The 23,076-nt window shown below is 35.1% G+C and carries 26 protein-coding genes; 8 read left to right on the top strand and 18 right to left on the bottom strand.

The window, feature by feature from the left end:
- Nucleotides 1-209: 209 nt before the first annotated feature.
- The 3 genes from perR to bcp form a co-directional block, all read right to left on the bottom strand.
- On the bottom strand, nucleotides 210-662 hold the full coding sequence (gene perR, locus BU038_RS08230; protein WP_002481638.1) for a peroxide-responsive transcriptional repressor PerR: 453 nt from the start codon (nucleotides 660-662) through the stop codon (nucleotides 210-212).
- A 93-nt stretch (nucleotides 663-755) separates the two neighbouring features.
- Nucleotides 756-1,706, bottom strand: coding sequence for a phosphoglycerate dehydrogenase (locus BU038_RS08225; protein ID WP_199219700.1), 951 nt, complete (start codon nucleotides 1,704-1,706; stop codon nucleotides 756-758).
- 5 nt (nucleotides 1,707-1,711) lie between these two features.
- Nucleotides 1,712-2,167, bottom strand: a complete 456-nt coding sequence (gene bcp, locus BU038_RS08220) for a thioredoxin-dependent thiol peroxidase (RefSeq protein WP_107605618.1) — start codon at nucleotides 2,165-2,167, stop codon at nucleotides 1,712-1,714.
- 81 nt (nucleotides 2,168-2,248) lie between these two features.
- Between bcp and BU038_RS08215 the strand changes: the two genes are divergently transcribed.
- On the top strand, nucleotides 2,249-3,538 hold the full coding sequence (locus BU038_RS08215) for a glutamate-1-semialdehyde 2,1-aminomutase (RefSeq protein ID WP_107605617.1): 1,290 nt from the start codon (nucleotides 2,249-2,251) through the stop codon (nucleotides 3,536-3,538).
- Between the two features lie 107 nt (nucleotides 3,539-3,645).
- Nucleotides 3,646-4,746 carry an FUSC family protein gene (locus BU038_RS08210; RefSeq protein ID WP_107605616.1) on the top strand — a complete coding sequence of 367 codons (1,101 nt, stop codon included), beginning with the start codon at nucleotides 3,646-3,648 and terminating at the stop codon, nucleotides 4,744-4,746.
- Nucleotides 4,747-4,795: 49 nt separating this feature from the next.
- Here the strand turns inward: BU038_RS08210 and BU038_RS08205 are convergent, their stop codons facing one another.
- From BU038_RS08205 to mutY, 3 genes are all read right to left on the bottom strand, one after another.
- Nucleotides 4,796-6,532, bottom strand: coding sequence for an ABC transporter ATP-binding protein (locus tag BU038_RS08205; protein WP_107605615.1), 1,737 nt, complete (start codon nucleotides 6,530-6,532; stop codon nucleotides 4,796-4,798).
- A 158-nt stretch (nucleotides 6,533-6,690) separates the two neighbouring features.
- Nucleotides 6,691-7,233: a nucleoside tri-diphosphate phosphatase gene (gene ntdP, locus BU038_RS08200; RefSeq protein ID WP_107605614.1), complete on the bottom strand. Its 543-nt coding sequence runs from the start codon at nucleotides 7,231-7,233 to the stop codon at nucleotides 6,691-6,693.
- A gap of 72 nt (nucleotides 7,234-7,305) precedes the next feature.
- Nucleotides 7,306-8,352 (bottom strand): A/G-specific adenine glycosylase, encoded by a 1,047-nt coding sequence (gene mutY, locus BU038_RS08195; RefSeq protein WP_107605613.1) that lies wholly within the window; start codon nucleotides 8,350-8,352, stop codon nucleotides 7,306-7,308.
- 119 nt (nucleotides 8,353-8,471) lie between these two features.
- On the opposite strand from mutY, the gene BU038_RS08190 reads away from it, so the two are divergent.
- Nucleotides 8,472-9,455, top strand: a complete 984-nt coding sequence (locus BU038_RS08190) for a metal-dependent hydrolase (RefSeq protein WP_107605612.1) — start codon at nucleotides 8,472-8,474, stop codon at nucleotides 9,453-9,455.
- 74 nt (nucleotides 9,456-9,529) lie between these two features.
- On the opposite strand, the gene BU038_RS08185 is transcribed toward BU038_RS08190, so the two are convergent.
- The 7 genes from BU038_RS08185 to BU038_RS12425 form a co-directional block, all read right to left on the bottom strand.
- On the bottom strand, nucleotides 9,530-10,369 hold the full coding sequence (locus BU038_RS08185; protein WP_107605611.1) for a hypothetical protein: 840 nt from the start codon (nucleotides 10,367-10,369) through the stop codon (nucleotides 9,530-9,532).
- 10 nt (nucleotides 10,370-10,379) lie between these two features.
- Nucleotides 10,380-11,906 (bottom strand): ATP-binding cassette domain-containing protein, encoded by a 1,527-nt coding sequence (locus BU038_RS08180; RefSeq protein WP_107605610.1) that lies wholly within the window; start codon nucleotides 11,904-11,906, stop codon nucleotides 10,380-10,382.
- A 15-nt stretch (nucleotides 11,907-11,921) separates the two neighbouring features.
- Complete coding sequence (locus BU038_RS08175) at nucleotides 11,922-12,236, bottom strand: YfhH family protein (protein ID WP_002481649.1); 315 nt, start codon at nucleotides 12,234-12,236, stop codon at nucleotides 11,922-11,924.
- Nucleotides 12,229-13,032, bottom strand: coding sequence for a recombination regulator RecX (recX, locus tag BU038_RS08170; protein WP_107605609.1), 804 nt, complete (start codon nucleotides 13,030-13,032; stop codon nucleotides 12,229-12,231). The genes BU038_RS08175 and recX overlap by 8 nt, the downstream gene beginning before the upstream one ends.
- Nucleotides 13,033-13,208: 176 nt before the next feature.
- Complete coding sequence (gene sgtB, locus BU038_RS08165; protein WP_107605608.1) at nucleotides 13,209-14,021, bottom strand: monofunctional peptidoglycan glycosyltransferase SgtB; 813 nt, start codon at nucleotides 14,019-14,021, stop codon at nucleotides 13,209-13,211.
- Between the two features lie 180 nt (nucleotides 14,022-14,201).
- Nucleotides 14,202-14,729 (bottom strand): type 1 glutamine amidotransferase domain-containing protein, encoded by a 528-nt coding sequence (locus BU038_RS08160; protein WP_107605607.1) that lies wholly within the window; start codon nucleotides 14,727-14,729, stop codon nucleotides 14,202-14,204.
- A gap of 117 nt (nucleotides 14,730-14,846) precedes the next feature.
- Entirely contained in the window at nucleotides 14,847-15,014 is a 168-nt protein-coding gene (locus BU038_RS12425) for an SE1561 family protein (protein WP_096754677.1), read from the bottom strand.
- Nucleotides 15,015-15,186: 172 nt separating this feature from the next.
- Between BU038_RS12425 and yfkAB the strand changes: the two genes are divergently transcribed.
- Entirely contained in the window at nucleotides 15,187-16,338 is a 1,152-nt protein-coding gene (gene yfkAB, locus BU038_RS08155) for a radical SAM/CxCxxxxC motif protein YfkAB (RefSeq protein ID WP_107605606.1), read from the top strand.
- A gap of 68 nt (nucleotides 16,339-16,406) precedes the next feature.
- Here yfkAB and BU038_RS08150 read toward each other — a convergent pair whose 3' ends face one another.
- The 3 genes from BU038_RS08150 to BU038_RS08140 are packed head-to-tail and all read right to left on the bottom strand — an operon-like array spanning nucleotide 16,407 to nucleotide 18,443.
- Nucleotides 16,407-16,904, bottom strand: a complete 498-nt coding sequence (locus BU038_RS08150) for an acyl-CoA thioesterase (RefSeq protein ID WP_107605620.1) — start codon at nucleotides 16,902-16,904, stop codon at nucleotides 16,407-16,409.
- A gap of 57 nt (nucleotides 16,905-16,961) precedes the next feature.
- Nucleotides 16,962-18,200, bottom strand: coding sequence for an aminopeptidase (locus BU038_RS08145; protein WP_107605605.1), 1,239 nt, complete (start codon nucleotides 18,198-18,200; stop codon nucleotides 16,962-16,964).
- Between the two features lie 36 nt (nucleotides 18,201-18,236).
- On the bottom strand, nucleotides 18,237-18,443 hold the full coding sequence (locus tag BU038_RS08140; RefSeq protein ID WP_002481657.1) for a DUF1128 family protein: 207 nt from the start codon (nucleotides 18,441-18,443) through the stop codon (nucleotides 18,237-18,239).
- A 224-nt stretch (nucleotides 18,444-18,667) separates the two neighbouring features.
- Between BU038_RS08140 and BU038_RS08135 the strand changes: the two genes are divergently transcribed.
- The 4 genes from BU038_RS08135 (at nucleotide 18,668) to BU038_RS08120 (ending at nucleotide 21,424) form a co-directional block, all read left to right on the top strand.
- Entirely contained in the window at nucleotides 18,668-19,132 is a 465-nt protein-coding gene (locus tag BU038_RS08135; protein ID WP_107605604.1) for a low molecular weight protein-tyrosine-phosphatase, read from the top strand.
- Nucleotides 19,133-19,139: 7 nt separating this feature from the next.
- The gene (locus BU038_RS08130; protein ID WP_107605603.1) at nucleotides 19,140-19,430 is read left to right on the top strand and encodes a YtxH domain-containing protein; all 291 of its coding nucleotides are present in this window, start codon (nucleotides 19,140-19,142) and stop codon (nucleotides 19,428-19,430) included.
- Between the two features lie 130 nt (nucleotides 19,431-19,560).
- A complete protein-coding gene (locus BU038_RS08125; protein ID WP_107605602.1) occupies nucleotides 19,561-20,640 on the top strand; it encodes a YihY/virulence factor BrkB family protein in 1,080 nt (359 codons plus the stop codon).
- A 205-nt stretch (nucleotides 20,641-20,845) separates the two neighbouring features.
- Nucleotides 20,846-21,424 carry a beta-class carbonic anhydrase gene (locus BU038_RS08120; RefSeq protein ID WP_107605601.1) on the top strand — a complete coding sequence of 193 codons (579 nt, stop codon included), beginning with the start codon at nucleotides 20,846-20,848 and terminating at the stop codon, nucleotides 21,422-21,424.
- A 70-nt stretch (nucleotides 21,425-21,494) separates the two neighbouring features.
- On the opposite strand, the gene vraR is transcribed toward BU038_RS08120, so the two are convergent.
- Together vraR and BU038_RS08110 are read right to left on the bottom strand one after the other, a co-directional pair.
- Nucleotides 21,495-22,124, bottom strand: coding sequence for a response regulator transcription factor VraR (gene vraR / locus BU038_RS08115; RefSeq protein WP_107605600.1), 630 nt, complete (start codon nucleotides 22,122-22,124; stop codon nucleotides 21,495-21,497).
- A partial coding sequence (locus BU038_RS08110; protein WP_107605599.1) for a sensor histidine kinase occupies nucleotides 22,114-23,076 on the bottom strand: 963 nt, incomplete at its 5' end. The genes vraR and BU038_RS08110, both read right to left, overlap by 11 nt.

Here is a 23,076-nt window from a genome sequence, read left to right as displayed (position 1 = left end):
ATATGAGATTATTGCTGTATATGGTGTAATTAGATGTCCGACCTTCTTACCCTTTGAGTGTACTAATACTTTGTTCATTTTATCTAATCATCTCGAATATAGTATATGTATTACTTTTCGTTTCTTTACAAAACGTTAAAATTCAATTGATCAATCAAAAAAGCTGAATGCCCTACGACATTCAGCTTTCATATTAATGGTAATAATGTTTATTGTTCTTTACTTTGGCATTCTGGACATAACCCATAAATTTCCATTCTGTGATGTGACACTTTAAAACCTGTCACATGTTGAGCTAATTGTTCAACTTCATGTAATTGCGGATAATGAAAATCTACTATCTTACCGCAATTCTCACAAATGACGTGATAATGATTATGTGTATTAAAATCAAAGCGACTAGATGCATCTCCATAAGTCAATTCATTCACAATTCCTGTTTTCTTAAACACACGTAAGTTATTGTATATCGTCGCAACACTTATGTTTGGAAAATCTGGTGACAGTGCCTGATAAATTTCATCTGCTGTTGGATGAGTTTCACTTGAAATCAAAAATCTAAGAATGGCTTGTCTTTGCGGTGTAATTCTGATTCCGGCATTTCTTAAAGATGCAATAGAGTCCTCTAATTGATGCTCAATAGATTCCATTTCTGCACTCATCTAATCCACCGTCTTTCTACTTAATAATAATTATTACTTAATATTAATATAACGGTAGAACCATTGAAATGTCAATGTTGGCACATTATTTTATCAATAACCTTTTGATAAATCCACTTTATTCTCAATGACATCTCCATTATTTAGAAAATGTTTGAAGTTTCTAATGAATATTTGAGATGCTTCTTTAAAATTCTCTTTACCATTTCCTGTAATATGCGCTGTAATACTCACATTATCCAATTCATAAAGTGGATTATCTTCTGAAAGTGGTTCTTTTTCAAATACATCTAAATAAGCATGTCGGATTTTTTCTTCATTTAATGCTTTAACAATTGTTTTCTCTGAAGCAATAGTACCTCTACCAATGTTAATAAATAATGCGCTATCTTTCATTGCATCAAATTGCTTATCTCCTAATAAATGATACGTTTCTTCAGTTTCTGGTAACACATTGACAACAACATCTGCCTTAGGCAACACTTGATCAAGTTCATTTAAAGGATATACTTCATCAAAACCTTCAACATCATGTCCAGTTGTATTGATACCTATAATCTTCATTTCAAATGCTTGTGCCAGTTTTGAAATCTGTTTTGGTATATTACCTGTACCTAAAATTAGTAATGTATCTCCATCTACACGTCTGCCAGTAATTTTAGAATCATAAACTTTGTTATCTTGATTTTGTCTAGATACTCTCATTTGTTTATAGTCATCTAAAATATATGCAAATACAAACTGGCTCATTTGTTTTGCATGAATACCTGATGCATTTGTCAATACAATATCACGTTCAGCAAAGTATTGTAATGGTAATGAGTTAACTCCTGCAGCGTACCAAGCCACAAACTTTAAATTAGGCATACCTTCAAAGAAAGCTTGATCAGCTTTCCCACTATAGCCAATCACAACATCTGCATCTTGTTTATCTTTATCTTCTATTTCATCTACATTTTTACGAAATACAAATTCTACTTCTGGAAAAGTTTCTTCCAATAACTGCTCTGAGTCTTTTAATCTATTTAATGAAAGAACCTTCACGCACTTCACCCCAACATTTCTTTTAATTGATCCATTTGTTCTTTTACTTTAACTTTTTCAATCACGTGTTCTACGACACCATTTTCATCCACTACAAATGTAGTTCTTACGATGCCCATAGATTCCTTGCCAAAACTTTTCTTCAATTGGTACACGCCTGTTGCTTCTGATAATTTATAATCTTCATCTACAAGCAAGTCGAAGTTCAAATCATGTTTTGCGATAAAGTTTTGATGTTTCTTTTTAGAATCTCCGCTGATTCCGTATACTGCAATATCCAAGTCGTTAAACATTGCCATGTTATCACGGAAATCGCAAGCTTCTGTTGTGCATCCAGGTGTGTTATCTCTTGGATAGAAATAAAGAATTGCCTTTCTGCCTTTAATTGTGTCGTTAGTAATGACTTCTCCATCTTGATTTTCTAATGCAAATTCAGGGAATTTGTCTCCTTTTTTCAACATATGCTCACCTTTTTCTTCTTATAGTTAATTATATGATACGATAGTAAACGGAAATATTAAATTAAAAGAGGTTGATAAAAAATGAAATTCACTGAAAGCGAACGACTTCAAAGTTTGTCAGACGAATACATCCTTGGTGGTGTCAACTCCCCTTCTCGTTCTTATAAAGCAGTTGGCGGCGGTGCACCGGTAGTAATGAAAGAAGGCAAAGGTCAATATTTATATGATGTTGATGGCAATCGTTACATCGATTATCTTCAAGCTTATGGTCCAATTATCACTGGACATGCTCATCCACACATTACTAAAGCTATTCAAGAACAAGCAGCTAAAGGTGTCCTTTATGGTACACCAACTGAGCTAGAAATCGAATTTGCTAAAAAATTGCGCGAAGCAATTCCATCTTTAGAAAAAATGCGTTTTGTCAACTCTGGTACTGAAGCAGTCATGACTACAATTCGTGTCGCACGTGCTTACACAAACCGCGATAAAATTATTAAATTTGCTGGTTCTTATCACGGCCATTCAGATTTAGTACTTGTTGCTGCAGGTAGCGGCCCTTCTCAATTAGGTTCTCCAGATTCAGCTGGCGTACCTAAAAGCGTAGCTCAAGAAGTGATTACAGTACCTTTCAATGATATCGAATCTTACAAAGAAGCTATGAAACATTGGGGCGACCAAATCGCTGCAGTATTAGTTGAACCGATTATTGGTAACTTCGGTATGGTTGAACCGCTTCCCGGCTTCCTTGAAGAAGTAAATGAAATTACACATCAATACGGCGGACTTGTTATCTATGATGAGGTCATCACTGCATTCCGCTTCCACTACGGCGCAGCACAAGACTTGTTGAACGTATACCCTGACTTAACAGCATTCGGCAAAATCGTCGGTGGCGGCTTACCAATCGGCGGTTACGGCGGACGTCAAGATATTATGGAACAAGTTGCACCTTTAGGGCCTGCATATCAAGCAGGAACAATGGCTGGTAACCCACTTTCAATGAAAGCAGGTATCGCATTATTAGAAGTGTTAGAACAAGAAGGTGTCTATGAAGAATTAGATCGTCTTGGCAAAAAATTAGAAGATGGTTTAAATGAATTAATTGAAAAACATGGTATCACAGCTACAGTTAACCGTGTCTATGGTTCATTAACACTCTACTTCACAGATGAAAAAGTTACGCATTATGACCAAGCAGAAAATTCTGATGGTGATGCATTCGCGAAATTCTTTAAATTAATGTTGCATCAAGGTATCAACTTAGCACCTTCTAAATTCGAAGCTTGGTTCTTAACAACAGAACACACAGATGAAGATATCGAAGAAACACTTCGCGCTGCAGATTATGCATTCTCTCAAATGAAATAAACTTGAAAAACGCGTGCATTCGGTGTATAAACTTTAATATACGTTTTTGTTTTTGGAACACACTTCCAAGCAAATGTGCATAAATAGGAATAAAGGAGCACACTCATTTGAAACTAGGTGCAAGAATATTTAAAACAGGTATTGCGATTGTCCTAGCGATGTTAATTGCATCATTACTGCCTAAGAGTGCAGGCATTCCTACCGTAGCAGGTATTGGTGCAATTGTAGCAATGCAGCCAAGTGTATATCGGTCATACAAAACTATTAAAGAACAGTTTCAAGGTAACTTAATCGGTGCTATTTTGTCTGTATCGATGGTTAGTTTGTTTGGCGATAGTATTATCATCATGGGTGCAACTGTCATCGTTTTAATTGCATTGTTATTCCAATTAAAACTACAACACGTTGCAACATTAGCTACAGTTACTGCCCTTATCATTATGGGGCAAGGCGGAGAAACAGGTAACTTCTATGCATCAGCGTTTTATCGTTTCGTATTAGTGATGATTGGTGTCTTCAGTGCTTTCACTGTAAATGTCGCCTTCTTCCCTCCTAAATACGAAACAAAGCTCTATTATAATTCAATGAATATCGCATCTGATATTTTCATTTGGATTAAACTGGTCATTAATGATACGACAGAATTTTATCATGTTAAAGAAGATACTAAGAGTATTAAAGAACGTTTGAAAAATCTAGAGCAGCTGTTTAATTACTATAAAGAAGAACGTCCCTTCTTTAGAAAGAACTGGCCAGAATTAAATCGTAAGAAAATCATCTTTAAACAAGTCGTAACGACGACTAAAAGTGCTTATGATGTTTTAAGACGCATGCATCGTTATCAACATGATTTGCATAACATGAGTACAGAACTTCGTTTACAAATTAAATTTGAATTAGATGATTTAATGACTTCATATGATCAAATCATGTTAAGTATTGCTCAAAAAGCAAGACACGATTTCGAGAATTTCCAAGCACCTGTAGACATACCGCAAAAAATTGAGTTAATGGAAGCATTTAAAAATGAAATGCTCCTGAACACTGAAACATCTGAGTATTCCATTTCAAATGTCATGCAGATTATTTCAGCAATTGAAGAATTCAGTTATGATTTGGAACATTTAGACCGTTTAGTCATGAGTTATTTCCAATACCATACAGATGATTCCAATATCGAAATTGAAGAAGAAGACTTAGATCTATAAAAAGAGAGCAGAAACGAACCTCCATTGAGGCGTTTCTGCTCTTTCTTTATTATAAATCTTGAATTGTATAGAGATGGTGATATGCACCTTGTTTAGCTAATAATTCTTGATGCGTACCCACTTCAATAATTTGTCCATTTTCAACCACAACAATTTTATCTGCATGTGTAATCGTAGATAAACGATGGGCAACGATTAAAGTTGTTCTATTTTCACTTAAATGCGCTAGAGCTTCTTGTATGATTGCTTCACTTTCTAAGTCTAATGCACTTGTTGCCTCGTCTAAAATAATAATCGGTGGATTATTTAAGAAGATACGTGCAAGTGAAATACGTTGTTTCTGACCACCAGATAATTTCACGCCACGTTCCCCTACTTCTGTTTCATAGCCTTCAGGCATGCTCATAATAAAATCATGTGCGTTTGCGAGCTTAGCCGCTTCAATCACATCTTCATCACTCGCACCTGGTTTACCAAGCAAGATATTTTCTCTAATTGTATCTGAGAACAAGATATTATCTTGCTGAACTAAACCGATTTGCTCACGCAAGCTAGATAATAAGAAATCTTTTACATTATAACCATCTATAGTGATTGTTCCATCTGTCGAATCATAGAATCGAGGAATCAAATTAATCAACGTTGATTTACCTCCGCCGGACATTCCCACAAACGCGACGGTTTCTCCATGATTGACATTTAATGTGATGTTATCCAACACTTTAGGCGCATGCGGATTATATCGGAAAGATACATAATCTAATGCGATATTGCCTTCTGTGATTTTGATTGGTTTTGCATACGGTTTATCTTTTACATCATAATCTTCATCTAATAAGTGGAAGACACGGTCCATAGATGCGAAACTTTGTGTCAATGTTGTAAATGAAGAAACTAGACGACGTAAAGGTCCGAAAAGTTGTTCTAAATAACTGACGAAAGCTGCTAATGTACCAACTGTAATTGAACCTGTGACTGCTAAATAACCGCCCACACCTATTACGATGATCGGACCAATATCTGTTACCGTATTAATTGCAGCAAATGAATAAGCGTTCCAACGTGTGTGTTTAAAGGCACGATGTAAGAATTTACTGTTTTTCTTATCAAAGTTTTGTGCTTCATTTTGTTCAATCGCAAAACTTTTAATAACTGAAATCCCTTGAACACGTTCATGTAAGAAACCTTGTACTTCTGCTAATGCTTGTGATCTTTCACGTGTTAAACTACGTAATCTGCCGAAGAAGTAATAAACCGTTAAAATGTAGAACGGGAATATAATCATAGCGGCTAATGTCAATTTAACATCAAGCACGAACATAATAGACAGCGCAATTACAATCGTCACACAGTCTAACCAGATGTTCATCAGCCCTGTTAAGATAAAGTCTTTAGTCTGCTCAACGTCATTGATGACACGTGAAATCACTTCACCTGCTTTGTTGTTGGCATAGAAGCGTGCACTGAGTGCTTGCAAGTGGTCATAAAGACGTTTACGAATATCATAAAGTATTTTGTTGCTGGTCCACTGCGCTAAATATTGGCGCAAGTATTCTATCGGCGGACGTACAACTGCAAATATAAAAAAGGCAATCCCGATTGCGATACCCAAGTGGCTTAATTTGTCTTGCATGCCCATGCTCGGATTGTTGATAACATCATCAATTACATATTTGATTAATAATGGAATCAACATCGGAATGCCGAATTTAATGATACCGATAATAATGGTAGCTGCTATCCGCCATCTATACGGCTTAACAAACTTTAAATACCTGCGTATCATTGAGGCAATCCTCCCTTTCTATCCTTTTGTAATGCGAAATAAATCAACGAGGCGAGACATATTATTGCGCTGTCCCAACCTCGTATTACGATTGTTATTCATACCAAAGTTATTATAATTAAAAACACAAGACGTAATAAAGCAATCTGCTTGATATGCTAACCTTGTCTTAGCTTTTTAAAACGTTCTCTCCAAACTTTAATGAAGTCTGGCGCAAATGGGCCTTTCTTCTGTTCAATCCATTGTTGTAAGATATCAACATTTCTGCGTAAAATCGCATCAATATCTTTAGGGTAATTCATCTGCTGCATATGTTGTTGGTATTCATCTTCATCCAACAAATGATATTTACCATTAGGATAAACTTTAACATCTAAATCATAATCAATATATTTTAATGCTTCTTCATCACACACAAAAGGTGAAGATAAGTTGCAATAATAATACACACCGTCTTCTCTGAACATACAGATGACATTAAACCAATATTCCGAGTGGAAATAGACGATTGCTGGTTCTCTAGTAATCCATGTACGTCCATCGCTTTCGGTTACAAGCGTGTGGTCATTGCCCCCAATCACAACATGGTCTGTCCCTTTTAAAATAGTAGTTTCTGACCAAACTCTATGAATGTTGCCATCGTGCTTGTAACTTTGAATTTTAATGCGTTCTCCTTCTTTCGGTATGGACTCTTTTACCATGTTCCACACCTCCTCCTGGCTATTTTTCACATTCACAATTATAACATAATGCCCTTTTAAACTCAGACTTAACTACTTCTTAGTTAAATAGTTTAATACTTTATGCATCGATGCTGGGAAGTTATAGCGCTCTCTATCTTCTAATCGCATCCATATAAAACGTTCGTCCAATTGAATTTGTGTTTCATCAAGTACATCATCGACTTGATATACCTGTATATCCCAAGTTAAATGCGTGAATTGATGTTTTAATGTATAAATTGGGTCGTCACTGATAGAGACATCTTGTTGTAATAAGTCATGAAGCTGTTCTTCACTATGAGAAGCTTCATACATTGGAAACTCCCACATCCCATGCAATAGTTTTTCAGTACGTTGTTCAATTAACACTTCATCGTGCTGATTATATATGACATAACAATTCTGTTTAATAGTCTTCTTTTTAATTTTTTTAGGTTTGACAGGTAATTGATCCACTGTCCCTTCTTCCAACGCTTCGCAATGTGGTTGGACTGGACATAATAAACAAAGCGGTGATTTCGGTGTACAAATCAATGCACCAAGTTCCATCATAGCTTGGTTGAACTGACCCGCTTGTGTTGATACATAAGGACGTAATTCGTTTTCAAACTTTTTACGTACTGATTGTTTGGTCGTATCACTGAAGTCATTATTTAATCGAGACCAAACACGAAACACATTGCCATCAACTGTTGGTAAAGGCAAATCAAACGCAATACTCATAACAGCTGCTTGTGTATAAGGGCCAACACCTTTTAATCGTGCAAACAAATCCGGATTGCTTGGTACACTTCCATTGTATTTCGTCGCAACTTCTTGCACTGCATGATGAAAGTTACGTGCACGACTATAATAACCTAACCCTTCCCAATATTTTAAAACTTCATCTTGAGACGCTTCGCTTAATTCTTCAACTGTCGGGAAACGTTCTGTAAAACGATGATAATAATCTATAACTGTTTTGACTTGTGTTTGCTGCAGCATGACTTCACTAATCCAAATATAATAAGGGTTCGTCGTTTCACGCCAAGGCATTTCACGTTGGTTTTTATCAAACCACTCTAATAAATCTTTTTTGAAACTATTCTGCTGTTTCATTCCGCAACAGTTCTCCTTCTCTCTCGTCAACACACCCTTTATTTAAGGTTGAATTGATTTAGTTATTTGTCATTATGTTTTATACTATATGTAAGATTAATTGAAATGAGTGAACAATTATGGATACAGGTACACATATTGTCATGGGCATTGGGCTTACAGCACTAGCCATGCATGACCCCGCTCTGTCAGATCACTTCGGTGCTGCGGCAACAACCTTAATCGCAGGCTCTTTGATTCCTGACAGTGACACTGTATTGAAACTAAAAAACAATGCTGCTTATATATCTAATCATAGAGGTATCACACATTCAATACCTTTTACTATTTTATGGCCGATACTTATTACCTTACTTGTTTTTACCTTTTTCAGCCATATTAATCCATTGCATATTTGGTTATGGGCACAACTTGCAGTCTTTTTACACGTCTTTGTAGATATATTTAATTCCTATGGCACGCAAGCATTGCGGCCTTTCTCAAATAAATGGATACAACTCAGTGTTATAAATACCTTTGACCCTTACATCTTTATTCTATGGTGTTTAGGTATTGTACTATGGGCTTTCGGTTTAAACGCCTTTGCCGTGTACATTCCAATTTTCATTGTATTGGTCATTTATTACATTGTACGTTTTATCTTCCAAGCTACCATAAGAAAACGTGTCTTACGCATGGTCAGCAGTCAAGATGATGCGCACTTAGTAAAAGTATTTGTGGCGCCAACTATGAAATTTATGGAATGGCGTGTAGCCGTTCAAACACAAACGCATGATTATGTTGGACGCAGTTACGGTACAAACGTAGTTTTCGCAGATAAAGTAAAACGTCAGCCGTTCCCAGATGAAGAATTAATGCAGGTATTGCGCAATGACCCTAATATCAAAGCATTTTTAAACTTTTCTTCAATTTACAGATGGGATACACGTCGTTTAAGCGATAACATTCTTGAGGTCCGCTTCATCGACTTACGTTACTTAAACAAAGACCATTATTCTTTCGTAGCGATTGTTCACTTAGACCAAGCATTAAATATCACCCACTCTTATACAGGTTGGGTCTTCAGTGAGCAGAAATTGATGAAAAAACTTTATACGCATTAATAAAAGAACGAGAACAAAATGTATCTATTACACTTTGTTCTCGTTTTATTTTACTTTGTAATTGTTGAATAAGCTTAATGATCAAAATTCGTATTTTTTACTTTTTCAGGTTCAGCAGTATTTTTTAAATGAATAGAACGATTGGTAGTCATTCTAAATTTCTCATACGCAATATGCGGTCTTAAAATATACAACAATAAACTTGCGATACCTAACCACACAATGAAAAAGAAATGATAAGGTATATTTCCTAGACTGTTAATACCAATAATGACTGCATCCTCAATACCAGACACTAAATAAAAGAGTGGATTTAACATTAAGATGTGCATCCAAATGGATTTATGTGCTCCAGGAATAAAGAAAATAGGTACGATGATAAACATGAGCGCAAACACGATATAAAGTGCCATATCGAAAATATGATAACGACTGATCATTCTCACTAAGCCAAGGACCTGCGATACAATCATCACAAATAGATTCCACATTATCCAGTAAAAACCAATTGCCCAAAATGAACTGTCTAAATTCACAGGTTTAACCAAGACGACTAATGCAATAGAAAGCAATAGTCCTATTGAAAAAATCAAAGTATAGACAATGGTTTTAAATGATGTGGGATAATCATAGTTTTTATATTCATAATAGTCTCTGCGATAACGCATTGTATTAAAGTATAATGTAGCAAGTGTCCAAGATAGTGTGATGAAACCGATGAAGCGATAATACCACACAGCTTGTGTTTCTTCTGTCGCATTAATGATTTTTAAAAACAACAGCATGACAAGTAATAATAATACTGAAGCTACAAGCGGAACCGCAAGCCATCTCCAATTCCGCTTCAAGCTTCCCATTAACTGTTTCATCATTTGCGGCAAGCTATAATAAAAATTTATTAATTTATCTATCAAATGGTCTCACCTACAATTCTATATAAATCCATTTATTATCTTTCAAATCAGCAATAAAGTATCCATTGCCTGATTTCGTTACCCAGTAATCCCCTTTGATATCAAACTTATCTTTTAACTTGTCTTTTTCAACAATCGGGAATACAAAACCTGTTAAATGATCGTTGTCACTAAACAATAAATCTACAGGTTGTTGTGTGACTGGTGCAACAAAACGTTGATCTTTTTTAGGGACTAAACTTTTGACTGCTTTTTTATGTGTTTGTCCTAAATGGCTATTATAGAAATCTATATAATTAATATAATTAGACTTCATATAATCTTCAAGTGAATCTTTACTGTGATATTCATAAAGGCCTGCTGGATTAAAATGATACAATTTATTTTTGCCTGTCACGTATGATTTATCATCTATCACCAGTCGGTACTTATTATCATTTTCTCCAGTAATAGTCACGAATGTGTACTTAGGTAATTTCACCTTGTTATGATGATCGATACCTTTAACTTCAATATCATGATTCATCACAATACCGTAGGTCAATGTCTCATCAAAGACACCTTTTTTCTGAGCCTGTAATTTACTTTGTTCCGTATTCTGCGCAAAGTGCACAATTCCTAAATTGTTGAACAACAGGACGGCTGTAAAAATAAAGCCGACTAGCAATAAAACACTCCAACCGATAACACGTGCAAGGAAAGGAGTCGGTTTAGCATGTTTATAACGTTCAATTCGCTTGAAATTATAAGACATTTCAGGAATACGTGTACGCTTTTCTTTCCAATCAACATCAAATTGGGCTTTTTCTTCTTCTGTTTTTAAAGACTTACGATCTCGTTCATGTTCTCTAAATGCAGGTAATACACGACTTAATGGCCCTTCCATACGTAATTGACCATGCGAAATCCAGACTGCATAGTTACATACTGCTTGGATAACTTCTAAATTATCATCGATTGTAATCATTGTAAGTTCATCATCTATGTAATCTTGTGATAATGTAGAAGCTTTATTCATAAAGGCATCATCTAACTCACTTAACACATGATTGAAAATAATGATATCTGCTTTAGAAGTGCGTGCTAAACTTACAATTAATTGGGCATACTCTCGATCCGTCAATTGATAAACTAATTTATCCTTCACTTCAAAAAGATCTGCATAGCGCAAAATTTGTTCGACTTTATGTCCAGAAACTTTATATGTAAATAACTCCACTGCATTTTGAACAAAAGCAGTTACGGTTTCTTCATGTAAATGTTTGTCCTCGATATCTCCGAAATATAAACTGCCGTTACGTCTGATGCGCCCTTTATCCGGTTTGACTTCTCCCGCTAAAATTCTGCCGATTAATGTTTTCGAGGCGCCTGGTTCCCCTATAATACCTAGTGATTCTCCTTGATATAAGTGAAGCGACACATTGTTCAATTCGATATCTTCAGCATCATAGCCATAAGGCAGATACCATTTTTTTCTATTCTTTTTACGATAATAATGTGTAATATTCAGTAATTTTAATACAATCGAACTCGCCATAATTTCTACATCCTTCTAAAGTTTTAATAATGCGACTGGGATGCCTTCTTCACTTAGTCCGCTATGTAGGATTTTGCCCCATGCAAAGACACCTTTCAAACGATCTACACGCATATAACGTTTTGTACCATCATTTAATTCATAAAGTTTACCGAATTCAATTTTATCTGTATCAACTAAGTAACTTTCCGCAATGATGACTTTTGTACGGTAGACATCATATTCATTTAAAATACCGTTCATTTCTGCTTTACGCATTTTTTCTTTATATTTTTGTATCTCGTTTAAAATTTCACTTTTAGTCATTTCGCTTAAACTTTTCTCAGTCATCGCTAATCCCGCTTTCTCTTAATTTATCTTTAATTGTATCATACTCATAGCCTTTTCTGAGAAGTGCTTCTATTGTTTTCATCACAAGTTGTTGACCGCTATACTTACGTTCATTTTTACGATACACTTTTTCTAATTCCTTTTGCAATAATGCATCAATTTCATCTGTATCAGGTTCAAAGTCCAAAGCTTGCATCACTTCATTTATCATTTCGAATGAATAGCCTTTTTGAAGTAATGATTGCTTCACCTTATCTGTCCGCTTCTTCATCGGCCCTTTCTTTTGATGCATCAATTTATCTGCAAGTGCAATGATATCTTCAAGCGGTTGTTCCTGTTCATAACGTTCACCATAATCTTCTATAATGTTCTTTTCCACTCCAGCTTTATAAAGCTTTTGTTTATAAATTTCAGGCCCTTTGTCAGTTGTGCGAATCATGGTGTTTTTTAAACTCTCCGCATAATCTTGATGATCAATATAGCCTTCTTGATGACAATACGCAATCACTTCTGCAATTGCGGTTTCATTTATTTCGTGTTTTTGTAAGTGCGAAATAACCTCTTGTTCAGTTCTTTTACGGTAAGAAAGATATTGAACAGCGTAATGTAATCCTAAGCGGTAATGTTCATACTTTTGAATATGCATCATATCTTCAGCAGTGAGCGCATCGCCCTTCTTTAAATTAAAGTGTACCAAAGTATCCATATCGATACCCATTTCAAAGGCACCATCTAGGTATAAGTTAAAACGCTCTTTATTTTTCTTTTGAACTTCAATCATTGTAATTTTAGGCATGGTCTCACCTCTTCTCTTTATTTCATAACGGTATTCGCTATATATTGTAAAACAAATGTATGTACTTTAATAGCATAAACCTCCTGAATTTACACAAGAAACATACATTATTCTTTTCGAATAAACGGCATACAAAAAGGCAATGCAGCTATATTTTCTGATTGCCTTAAATCACATTAAACACCTAATTGAGCTAATGCCGTTTTATATTGTTCATCATTGATATATCCTTGTTGCTTCATTTTTTCTAAATTGATTTTGACTCGGTTAATATAGTTCTGCGACATGTTATTAACGTCATATACACTTGGCGCATTGATTTTACTTGCGAGTATAGCACTTTGCAGCACAGTAATCGTCGGCATGTTTTGACTGTTTGCGACAGTAGTTTTACCAAAGTAATGGTTTGCGGCACTTTCAATTGTATATTGATTATCACCAAAATAAATATTATTAACGTAAAAACTTAATATCTCTTCTTTAGAATATTCACGTTCCATACGCGATGCAACCAAAATTTCTTTTACTTTTCGTGTAAAACTTTGTTCATTTCCATAATAATAATTTTTAACAACTTGTTGGCTGATTGTACTGCCGCCTTGTACCGATTGATCACTTAACGTCGTGAATAAGGCCCTGAATATACCTTTAACATCAAATGCACCATGGTCATAGAATCGTTCATCTTCCATAGCAATAAATGCACCCTTAGTATAATTTGGCATATCATTTATCGGAACAAACGTAGATTTATTTTCAATTGTTTTTAAGTCCTCTACATTAGCACGTGATGATAATGCATACATTACACCAAAGAAGAGTGCAATAACAATAATAAGTCCAATAAGTAATTTTAAAAATAACCCTTTGCTTTTTCTTTTTCTCGGCGGTGTACCTACGGGTTGATAATAAGTATTATAATGGGGTGTATTCTGTGTGCCTCTTGTTGTCTCATGGTGAGACCTCGATAGCCTTTCGCTTCTTTTCATACACAGATCTCCTCAATCTTTTTTTAGTATTTCACACATATTATAATTGAGAACTGTTTGATATGAAATAAGAATTATACGTTTTGATACAAAATCGGTCTTGAGTAGTACACATCAATACACCTACATATGTAAAAAACCGGAATATCTCATAGATACTCCGGCTAAGCTGATCATTGCTTATTTGTCATTGTTTTTTAATGTGTCAACAATTGCTTTGTTGAAATCATCTAAATCATCAGGTGTACGGCTTGTTACAAGATTATTATCAATTACTACTGATTCATCTTTAACATGTGCACCTGCGTTTTCTAGGTCTTTACGTACGTTTAATACTGCTGTTAACGTACGGCCGTTTAAATCATCAGTATCAATTAATACTTGTGGACCATGGCAAATCGCAAAGATTGGGTCATCTTCTTTGATAAATGCTTTTGCGAATGTACCATATCTTCCTTCTACGTCTCCGCGTAAATGGTCTGGTGAGAATCCGCCAGGAATTAATAGTGCTGAATAGTCGCTTGGTTCAGCTGAGCCGATATCTACATCAACTTTAGCTTTTGTACCATGTTTACCTACAACTTCTTCTCCAGCTTCTGAGCCGATAATCACTGTATTGTAGCCTGCTTCTTCGATTGCTTCTTTTGGACTAGTTAATTCAATATCCTCAAAGTCATTACCTAAAATAATTGCTACTGTTTGTGCCATTCATTTATCACCTTTCTATTCTATACAATTAAATTGTAATCAGAATTTCTTTTGTCTTTGATTGTACTTATTGTATAGACAGAAAAATCATTATTTAAACATAGAAAGTATGAGACCTTACTTCTCACGTTGATAAAGTTTTACTTTTTCTTCTAATTGGTCCAGTAAACCAATCCATTCGTCAACATCTTCAACACTGACTTTATCTGGATCCACATGATCAATTTCATCTACAAATTCAGATAATCTCGTTTTAATGTTCGTAATTAATTCATTTTCGCTCATTTTCATGATAAGGCTACTTCTTTAAAAATATAATCCTATTCTAACATGCGATTGACAAAATTCACTAGAATATTAATAATATGGAATGACTCATCTTTTGTGATTTGATTCTTTCATTTCACATTACCCTTTTTTAATTAAGAAATACATTGTATAGAAAGAAGGCAAAATTATGATTGGCCAATCTACGAATATTAAAAAGCCGATTACGATTACTAATGATCCTTGGGAGGCTTATAACGATGTTGAATCGTTCGGCAGCCTGCAATTAAGCAATATTGAATTCACGACTACAAATTTATGTAATATGCGCTGCAGTCACTGTGCTGTCGGTTATACGCTACAAACAAGAGATCCAGAACCGCTTCCAATGGAATTAATGTTTAAACGTTTAGACGAAATTCCAAATTTACGTACCCTCTCTATTACCGGCGGTGAACCGATGTTTTCAAAGAAATCGATTCGAAATGTGGTTAAACCGTTATTGAAATACGCTTATGACCGTGGTATTTATACACAAATGAATTCTAATTTAACTTTACCGCAGGATCGTTATTTAGATATTGCTGAATACATAGACGTGATGCACATTTCACACAACTGGGGTACAACAGACGAATTCGCAACGGTTGGATTCGGTGCAATGGAAAAACAGCCGCCCCTTAAAGCAAAACTTAAACTTTATGAACAAATGATTGAGAATTCTAGAACATTATCTGAACAAGGCATGTTTGTTTCTGCTGAAACGATGTTAAACCAAAGTACAAAACCTTACCTAGAGAAAATTCATCGTGAAGTCGTTAACGATATGAAATGCAGCCGTCATGAAATCCATCCGATGTATCCTTCTGACTTTGCGAGTCAGCTTAACGTATTAAGTTTAAAAGAAATCAAAGAAACGATTCGTCACCTTTTAGAAATTCGTGATGAATCTGTATGGATGTTATTTGGCACATTACCGATTTATCCTTGTATTCAAGATAAAGATGATGCACAATTATTCAAACAACTGCGTTCAGCGAAAAACGTCAGCTTACGTAATGACCCTGATGGTCGTAGCCGTTTAAATGTTAATGTGTTTACTGGCGATGTGATTGTGACGGACTTCGGCGATGAGACAGGTTCTATTTCTAATATTCAAACTGATCGCCTCACAGACGTTTTCGATAAATGGCTCGCTTCAGACTTGGCACAAAGCTTAAATTGTCATTGTGCACCGGTTCATTGTTTAGGACCGAACCTACTTGTTAAAAATATGTACTATCCAAATACAGATTTTCGTGAGAAAGAAAAAATGATGCATCGCATCTTTCAACAACAATAACTAAAACAATAATAAATGGCATCTCGACACTAAATTTTGTGTTGAGATGCCATTTTTAATTATTTATTTTATTCAATATGTCGTCTTCTTGTTAAGAACTCTAAAGTGTCTTTACTTTCTTGACGACGTTCTTTTCTGCGCTTCACACGTGCTGGTGCAGTACTATGGAACCATTCTTGGATTTCTCCTTCAGGATAAACATCTGGTACTTCTGTTGGTTTGCCGTTTTCATCTAGCGCCACAAACGTTAAGAAACTAAGTGCTGCCATATGTTTTTTATCATTAATGATATCTTGCAGAATGATTTGTACACAAACTTCCATTGAACTTGAACCTGCATACGAAACCATTGCTTCGTACGAGATAATATCTCCATTACGGATAGGTAATAAAAAGTCCACTGAATCTGTAGAAGCTGTAACGACTGGCGTACTGCTGTGTTTCATAGCGCAGATTGCCGCAATTTCATCTATGTTCGCCATTAAAAGTCCACCGAACATAGTATGATGATGATTCGTATCTTGCGGATATACTTGACGATCTTTTATCGTTTTTGATGCTGACATTGGTTTTCTTTCTCTTCGTTCCACAATAGATCTCCTTTATGAATTGATTAATGTTGTTTAGTAAGCCCAGTTACCGTCTTTAAACACAATCTCTTCTTCCCCATCTTGCGTGATACCATAAATAGTTAGGTCTGCACTGCCTATCATGAAGTCTTCATGAATAAACGCGTCATTTAAGCCTTCTTCAGTTAATTGTTCACGCGTCATTTCTGTACCGCCGATAATTGTAAATGGATAACCAGCACCTAATGCGATGTGACAAGAAGCATTTTCATCTAACAATGTGTTATAAAAGACACGATTACGATTTGAAATCGGTGAATCGTCTGGAACTAACGCGACTTCCCCTAGATATCTTGAACCTTCATCAGTATCAAGTAAGTCACGTAATACTTCTTCCCCTTTTTCAGCAGAAAAATCTACAACTTTGCCATCTTTAAATGTAAGGGTAAAGCCATCGATCAGTGTTCCGTTATAGCTAAGTGGAAGTTTATTTGTCACATGGCCGTTAACGCGATTACGATCTGGGGCTGTAAATACTTCTTCCGTCGGGATATTAGCAATGAATTCTTGGCCATCATTTGTGAAACTAGTTGCATCTTGCCATAAATGATTCTTAGGCAAGCCGATTGTTAAATCTGTACCTTCTGAAATATAGTGCAATGCTGAATACTGTTTGTTTTGTAGATATTTAGCATGTTCACTTAAGTTTTGGATATGTTGATTCCAGTTTTCAATCGGATCATTACCATCCACACGGACAATATCTAATAATTCATCGATGAATTTTTCGTATGCTGCTTCAGCATCTAATTCAGGATAGACACGTTGTGCCCATGCTTTGTTCGGATATACAACCACACACCATGGTAAGTCATTATTTTGAATAGCTTCCATATATCCTTTGAATCCTTTTGAATAAGCTTTGCCGAAAGCTGCTTTTTTAGCACTATCCGCATCACTTAATAAATCAGGGTCAGAACTCATTAAAGCTAAGTTCGCAGCACCACGTTTTACATAATCCATACGTTCTTCAATATCATAATCTTTCAAATCATTTTCTTCGAAGTATTCTACAGATTCATGTTCAAATTTTAAACGTCTTAATGTATCATCAGCATATTTTACTCTTACATCAGAAGCGCCGCGTTTGTATGCTGCTTCAACGATATCATGCGTTAATTCTAAAGCATCTACTGATGAACGAATAAATACCGGTTGCCCCTCTTGCACATTCATACCGACATCTACGATGAGTTGTGCATATTGTTTTAGCTTTTCTTGTAATTGTGACATAACAAAGTTCCTCCTTATTCTGACTGCTGTTTGTTCTTACGATTGTCGTAGTTCGCCTAATTCAGATGCGATGGCAGTTACTTCACTTGGTGAAAATTTTTCTTTTGAAGTAACAAAGCTATGGATTTCTTTGATTTTAGCTTCATCTGCATCTTCAAATTTATCAGGATCGATTAGATTAACGTTTACTACGTTTAGTTTCTCTCTGATATCAATGATCATATCTCTATTTGTTTCTGACATTTAAATCACCTCTTTATGTTTATATATTATCAAACTCAACAATTCCTGAAAACTTTTGATAATTTACTCTTTAGATGTTGGTAAAAAACCGATAAGATAATATTATATGGGTTATTTCATCTGAGTTCGGGTAAATATTATCTATGGAACGTTAGGTATACCTTGTATCTAGGTTCAATCATACGCTTTATTTATCCGGCTGAAAAATGATTTGGAGGGAAAATATGACTACAGTAGCATTTGTCTGTTTAGGCAATATTTGTCGTTCTCCAATGGCTGAAGCAATTATGAAGCAACGCCTGAAAGACCGTGGTATCGAAGGCATTGAAGTTGTCTCACGCGGTACAGGCAGTTGGAATTTAGGCCAAGCACCTCACGAAGGAACACAACGCATTTTAAATAGTCACAATATACCTTTTGATGGTATGATCAGTGAACTATTTGAATCTACGGACGATTTTGATTACATCATTGCGATGGATCAAAGTAATGTGGATAACATTAAGCGTATTAATCCTGAGTTGAAGGGCCAATTATTCAAATTGTTGGAATTCAGCGATATGGAAGAACAAGATGTACCTGATCCTTATTATACAAATAATTTTGAGGGTGTATTCGATATGGTACAATCATCATGTGATAATTTAATTGATTACATTCTTAAAGACACAAATTCTAAAGAGGGGTAGATAAATTATGAATAACAAATTAGTACCAGGCATTTTATTAGGCGCTTTAGTCGGCGGAGCAATTACATTAGCTGACAAAAACACTCGTAATGCATTAAAAAACAGTATCCAAAGCTTAAAAGAAGGTAAAAGTGCAGATAGAGGCCCATCAAAAATCAGCGTAATCAAAGAAGAAGTGCTTTACTGGAAAGATGCTATCGAAGAAATTCGTCGCAATAACCCAGAATTAGAACGCGCATTGAAAAATGCGAAAAATACGTTACAACAACGTAAACAAAACGATAAACACTTAAACTAATCAAAGGTTTAAGACCATTATAATGCGTTGAGTATAGGGATAAGCTTAAATGAGTTCTGCTCATTTAAGTTCTATCCCCCTTTTTTCAACTCAAATACCAATTTAATATAGTAATAAAGGAGTACATGTTATGTCTCATTCTAATAAAAAAGACAAAAACAATAAAAAAGAAGGGATTTTTCAAAAAGTAAAAGAAAAGTCTGAAGGGATTACACACGAAGATCACAACAATTATGTTGCACCACAAGAATTCAAATCTAAAACACCTAAGAAATCTAATCAGACATTCTTTGTAGCTAGAAATAACAAACCGGCTAAATATACGAAAGATTCCAATTTCTTTTCATTTTTAATTTATCGTATCGGTAAAGATGATGCGACAGGCTTAGCAGCACAGCTTTCATATTACTTTATGTTATCACTATTCCCTATGTTGCTATTCTTGCTATCACTTTTACCGCTATTCCAAATCAATAGGGATAAAATTGTTGGTATGATTGCGAAAAACGCACCTGCTTCAACAGCAGACTTACTAACAGGTATCATTGAAGATATTATGAAAAATGCCAGCGGCGGTATTTTATCAGTAGGTTTGATTTTAGCGCTTTGGTCTGCCTCTAATGGTATGACAGCATTAATGAACGCATTCAACGTTGCATATGATGTTGAAGACGGCAGAAACCCTATCGTGTTGAAATTAATCAGTGTATTATTCACTGTAATTATGGGCGCTGTCTTCATTGTAGCTTTAATCTTACCAGTTTTCGGTCAACAAATCGGACATTTATTATTTGGTCCGCTTGGACTAGACAGCCAAGTGAAATGGGTATTTAGTATTTTACGATTCTTATTACCATTTATCGTGATTTTCTTATTATTCTCAACACTATATGCCCTAGCACCGAATATCAAAATTAAATTCAAATCTGTATTACCTGGTGCACTTTTCGCATCAGTTGTATGGATTCTTGGTACTGCAGCATTTGGTTTCTATGTTTCAAACTTCTCAAACTACTCTAAAACATACGGTAGTATCGGTGGTATCATCGTATTAATGTTATGGTTATATATCACTGGTTTCATCATCATTGTCGGTGCTGAAATTAATGCGATTATCAACCAACGCAGAACATTGAAACATGGAGATTCTCTTGAAGAACGTGAATTCGAATTAGCTGAAATGCAGAATCCTCATACTGAAAGAGAATAATCATACCTAAAGAGCAAATCACTTTGTATAAAATCAAAGTTGATATTGCTCTTTTTCTTTTATTTTTTTAAAATCTCGTTATTTTATGTATCATATAGGGTATGGTAATATTTGGTTAGTGACATTTTTGTGAACTAGTCATGACAGTCAATTCATCTTGATATAACAAAACAACTAAATTCAGGATACAGGAAGTGTAAATGAGATGACATTATTAGACAGTATTTTATCTTACAATAAAGAATTTGTGGAAAACAAAGAGTTTGAAAACTATTCCACAAGTAAAAAGCCAAATAAAAAAGCAGTGTTATTCACTTGTATGGATACACGTTTACAAGACTTAGGCACTAAGGCTTTAGGTTTTAATAATGGTGACTTAAAAGTAGTCAAAAATGCAGGTGCTATTATTACGCATCCATACGGTTCTACAATTAAAAGTTTATTAGTTGGTATCTATGCTTTAGGTGCTGAAGAAATTATCATTATGGCGCATAAAGACTGCGGCATGGGCAGCTTAGACGTAGATACAGTGAAAGATGCGATGAAAGAACGTGGCGTTACTGATGAAACTTTTGATATTATCAAACACTCTGGTGTAGACGTGGACAATTTCTTAGAAGGTTTTGAAAACGCTAGTGATAATGTTAAACATAATATCGATATGCTTTATCACCACCCATTATTTGATAAAAAAGTACCAATTCATGGACTTGTGATTGATCCGCATACTGGCGAATTAGAATTAATCCAAGATGGTTATGAACTCGCAGAAAAAAATAAGTAGTACATAAACAATATGATGGATAATACAAAGGCAAGATTGAAAGCACACGTTTTCAATCTTGCCTTTTCTTTTATTGAATTAGATCATGCTGGAATGCATAAATAACAGCTTGTGTTCTATCTTGAACTTCAAGCTTGCTTAATATATTACTCACATGTGTTTTAACAGTTTTAATCGTAATATGTGAAGCACTGGCGATTTCTTGATTAGAATAACCTTTTGCGATTAATAATAATATTTCCATTTCTCTATCCGTTAATAACTCGTATAATTCCGCACGTTGATTCATGCGATTACGCATTTTAACGAGCACTTCTGCTTCAAACACCGCTTCATTACGATACGTTTTTCGAATCGCTTCAGCGATATCACTGGCGCTCGTCGTTTTCAAAATATAGCTGTCTACCCCAGCATCTAAAGCACGATACACTTCATTATCTTCAATATAACTTGTCAGCATCAATACTTTAATCTGAGGTAAATCTTTTTTAATTTCCATCGTAGCTTCTACGCCATCCATGTCTTCCATCAATAAATCCATCAAGATTAAATCAGGCTGCAATTCATGTGCTTTTTCAATTGCTTCTTTACCTGATTTGCCTTCCCCGACGACTTCGATATCAGGTTGTGTAGATAAATAACTTGAGATGCCGATACGAACCATTTCATGATCGTCGACAAACAATACTTTAATCGCCATTATTTTCCTCCTTATTCAATGGAGCCTTCACTTCTATTCTTGTTCCTGCCCCTGGCAAAGAAACAATATGCAGTGTTGCCCCAATTTCTAATGCACGCTCTCGCATATTCTTCAATCCATAGCTTTTCTCCATTTTTTCATCTACATCAAAGCCTTTACCATCATCTTGAATACGCAATAACAGATAATCATCTTTATTAAATAAATCTATAGTTAATTTAGTGCCTTCTGCATGACGCAGGGTGTTTGAAATACCTTCTTGGGTGATACGGAATAGATGATCTTCAATACCTTTTGGTACTTCAAAATCTTCAATATCATATACCACTTTCATAGGTACTTTCTTTTGTAAGTCTACAACAAGGTCTTTAATCCCCTCACCTAGTGAACGGTCTTTTAAGCCAAGTGGTCTTAAATGCAGTAAAAGTGCCCGCATTTCTAGTTGAGAATCTTGAACCATTTTTTCAAGTGTCGGAATTTGCTGATCAAGCGGCGGTTCAAGTGGTGATTCCTTAATCGCCGATAACATCATACTTGCCGCAAATAACTGCTGACTAACTGAATCATGCAATTCCCTTGCTAGACGCTGACGTTCATCCTCAATAATTTTCTTTACTTTAACATCATTTAAATTATATGTTTCATTAGTCAAATCTTGTGTTTTAATACGTAATCGATGTAATTCTTGGTTCAATGGAACAAGCGTATGATAGATATCCAGCGTTTCATGATAAAGTTCGATATTTTGATCATTAATACCGACTACTTCCCCTTCAATGGAATGTTCAATTTGCGCTTTAATCCAATCATTTTGTTCGTTCACTTTATAAGCTAACACAGAACCGACAATAATACTCATCAAAATAACTATAATATTTAAGAATAAGAAAACAGGAATGCCGAAAATTTGAGTGTAAAACATTCCTTGAAAGTAGATAATATTAACGAATAC

Origin of the sequence: Staphylococcus simulans, assembly GCF_003043455.1 — a bacterium.
Taxonomy (GTDB): Bacteria; Bacillota; Bacilli; order Staphylococcales; family Staphylococcaceae; genus Staphylococcus; species Staphylococcus simulans_A.
This window is presented reverse-complemented; position numbering and strand designations above follow the sequence as displayed.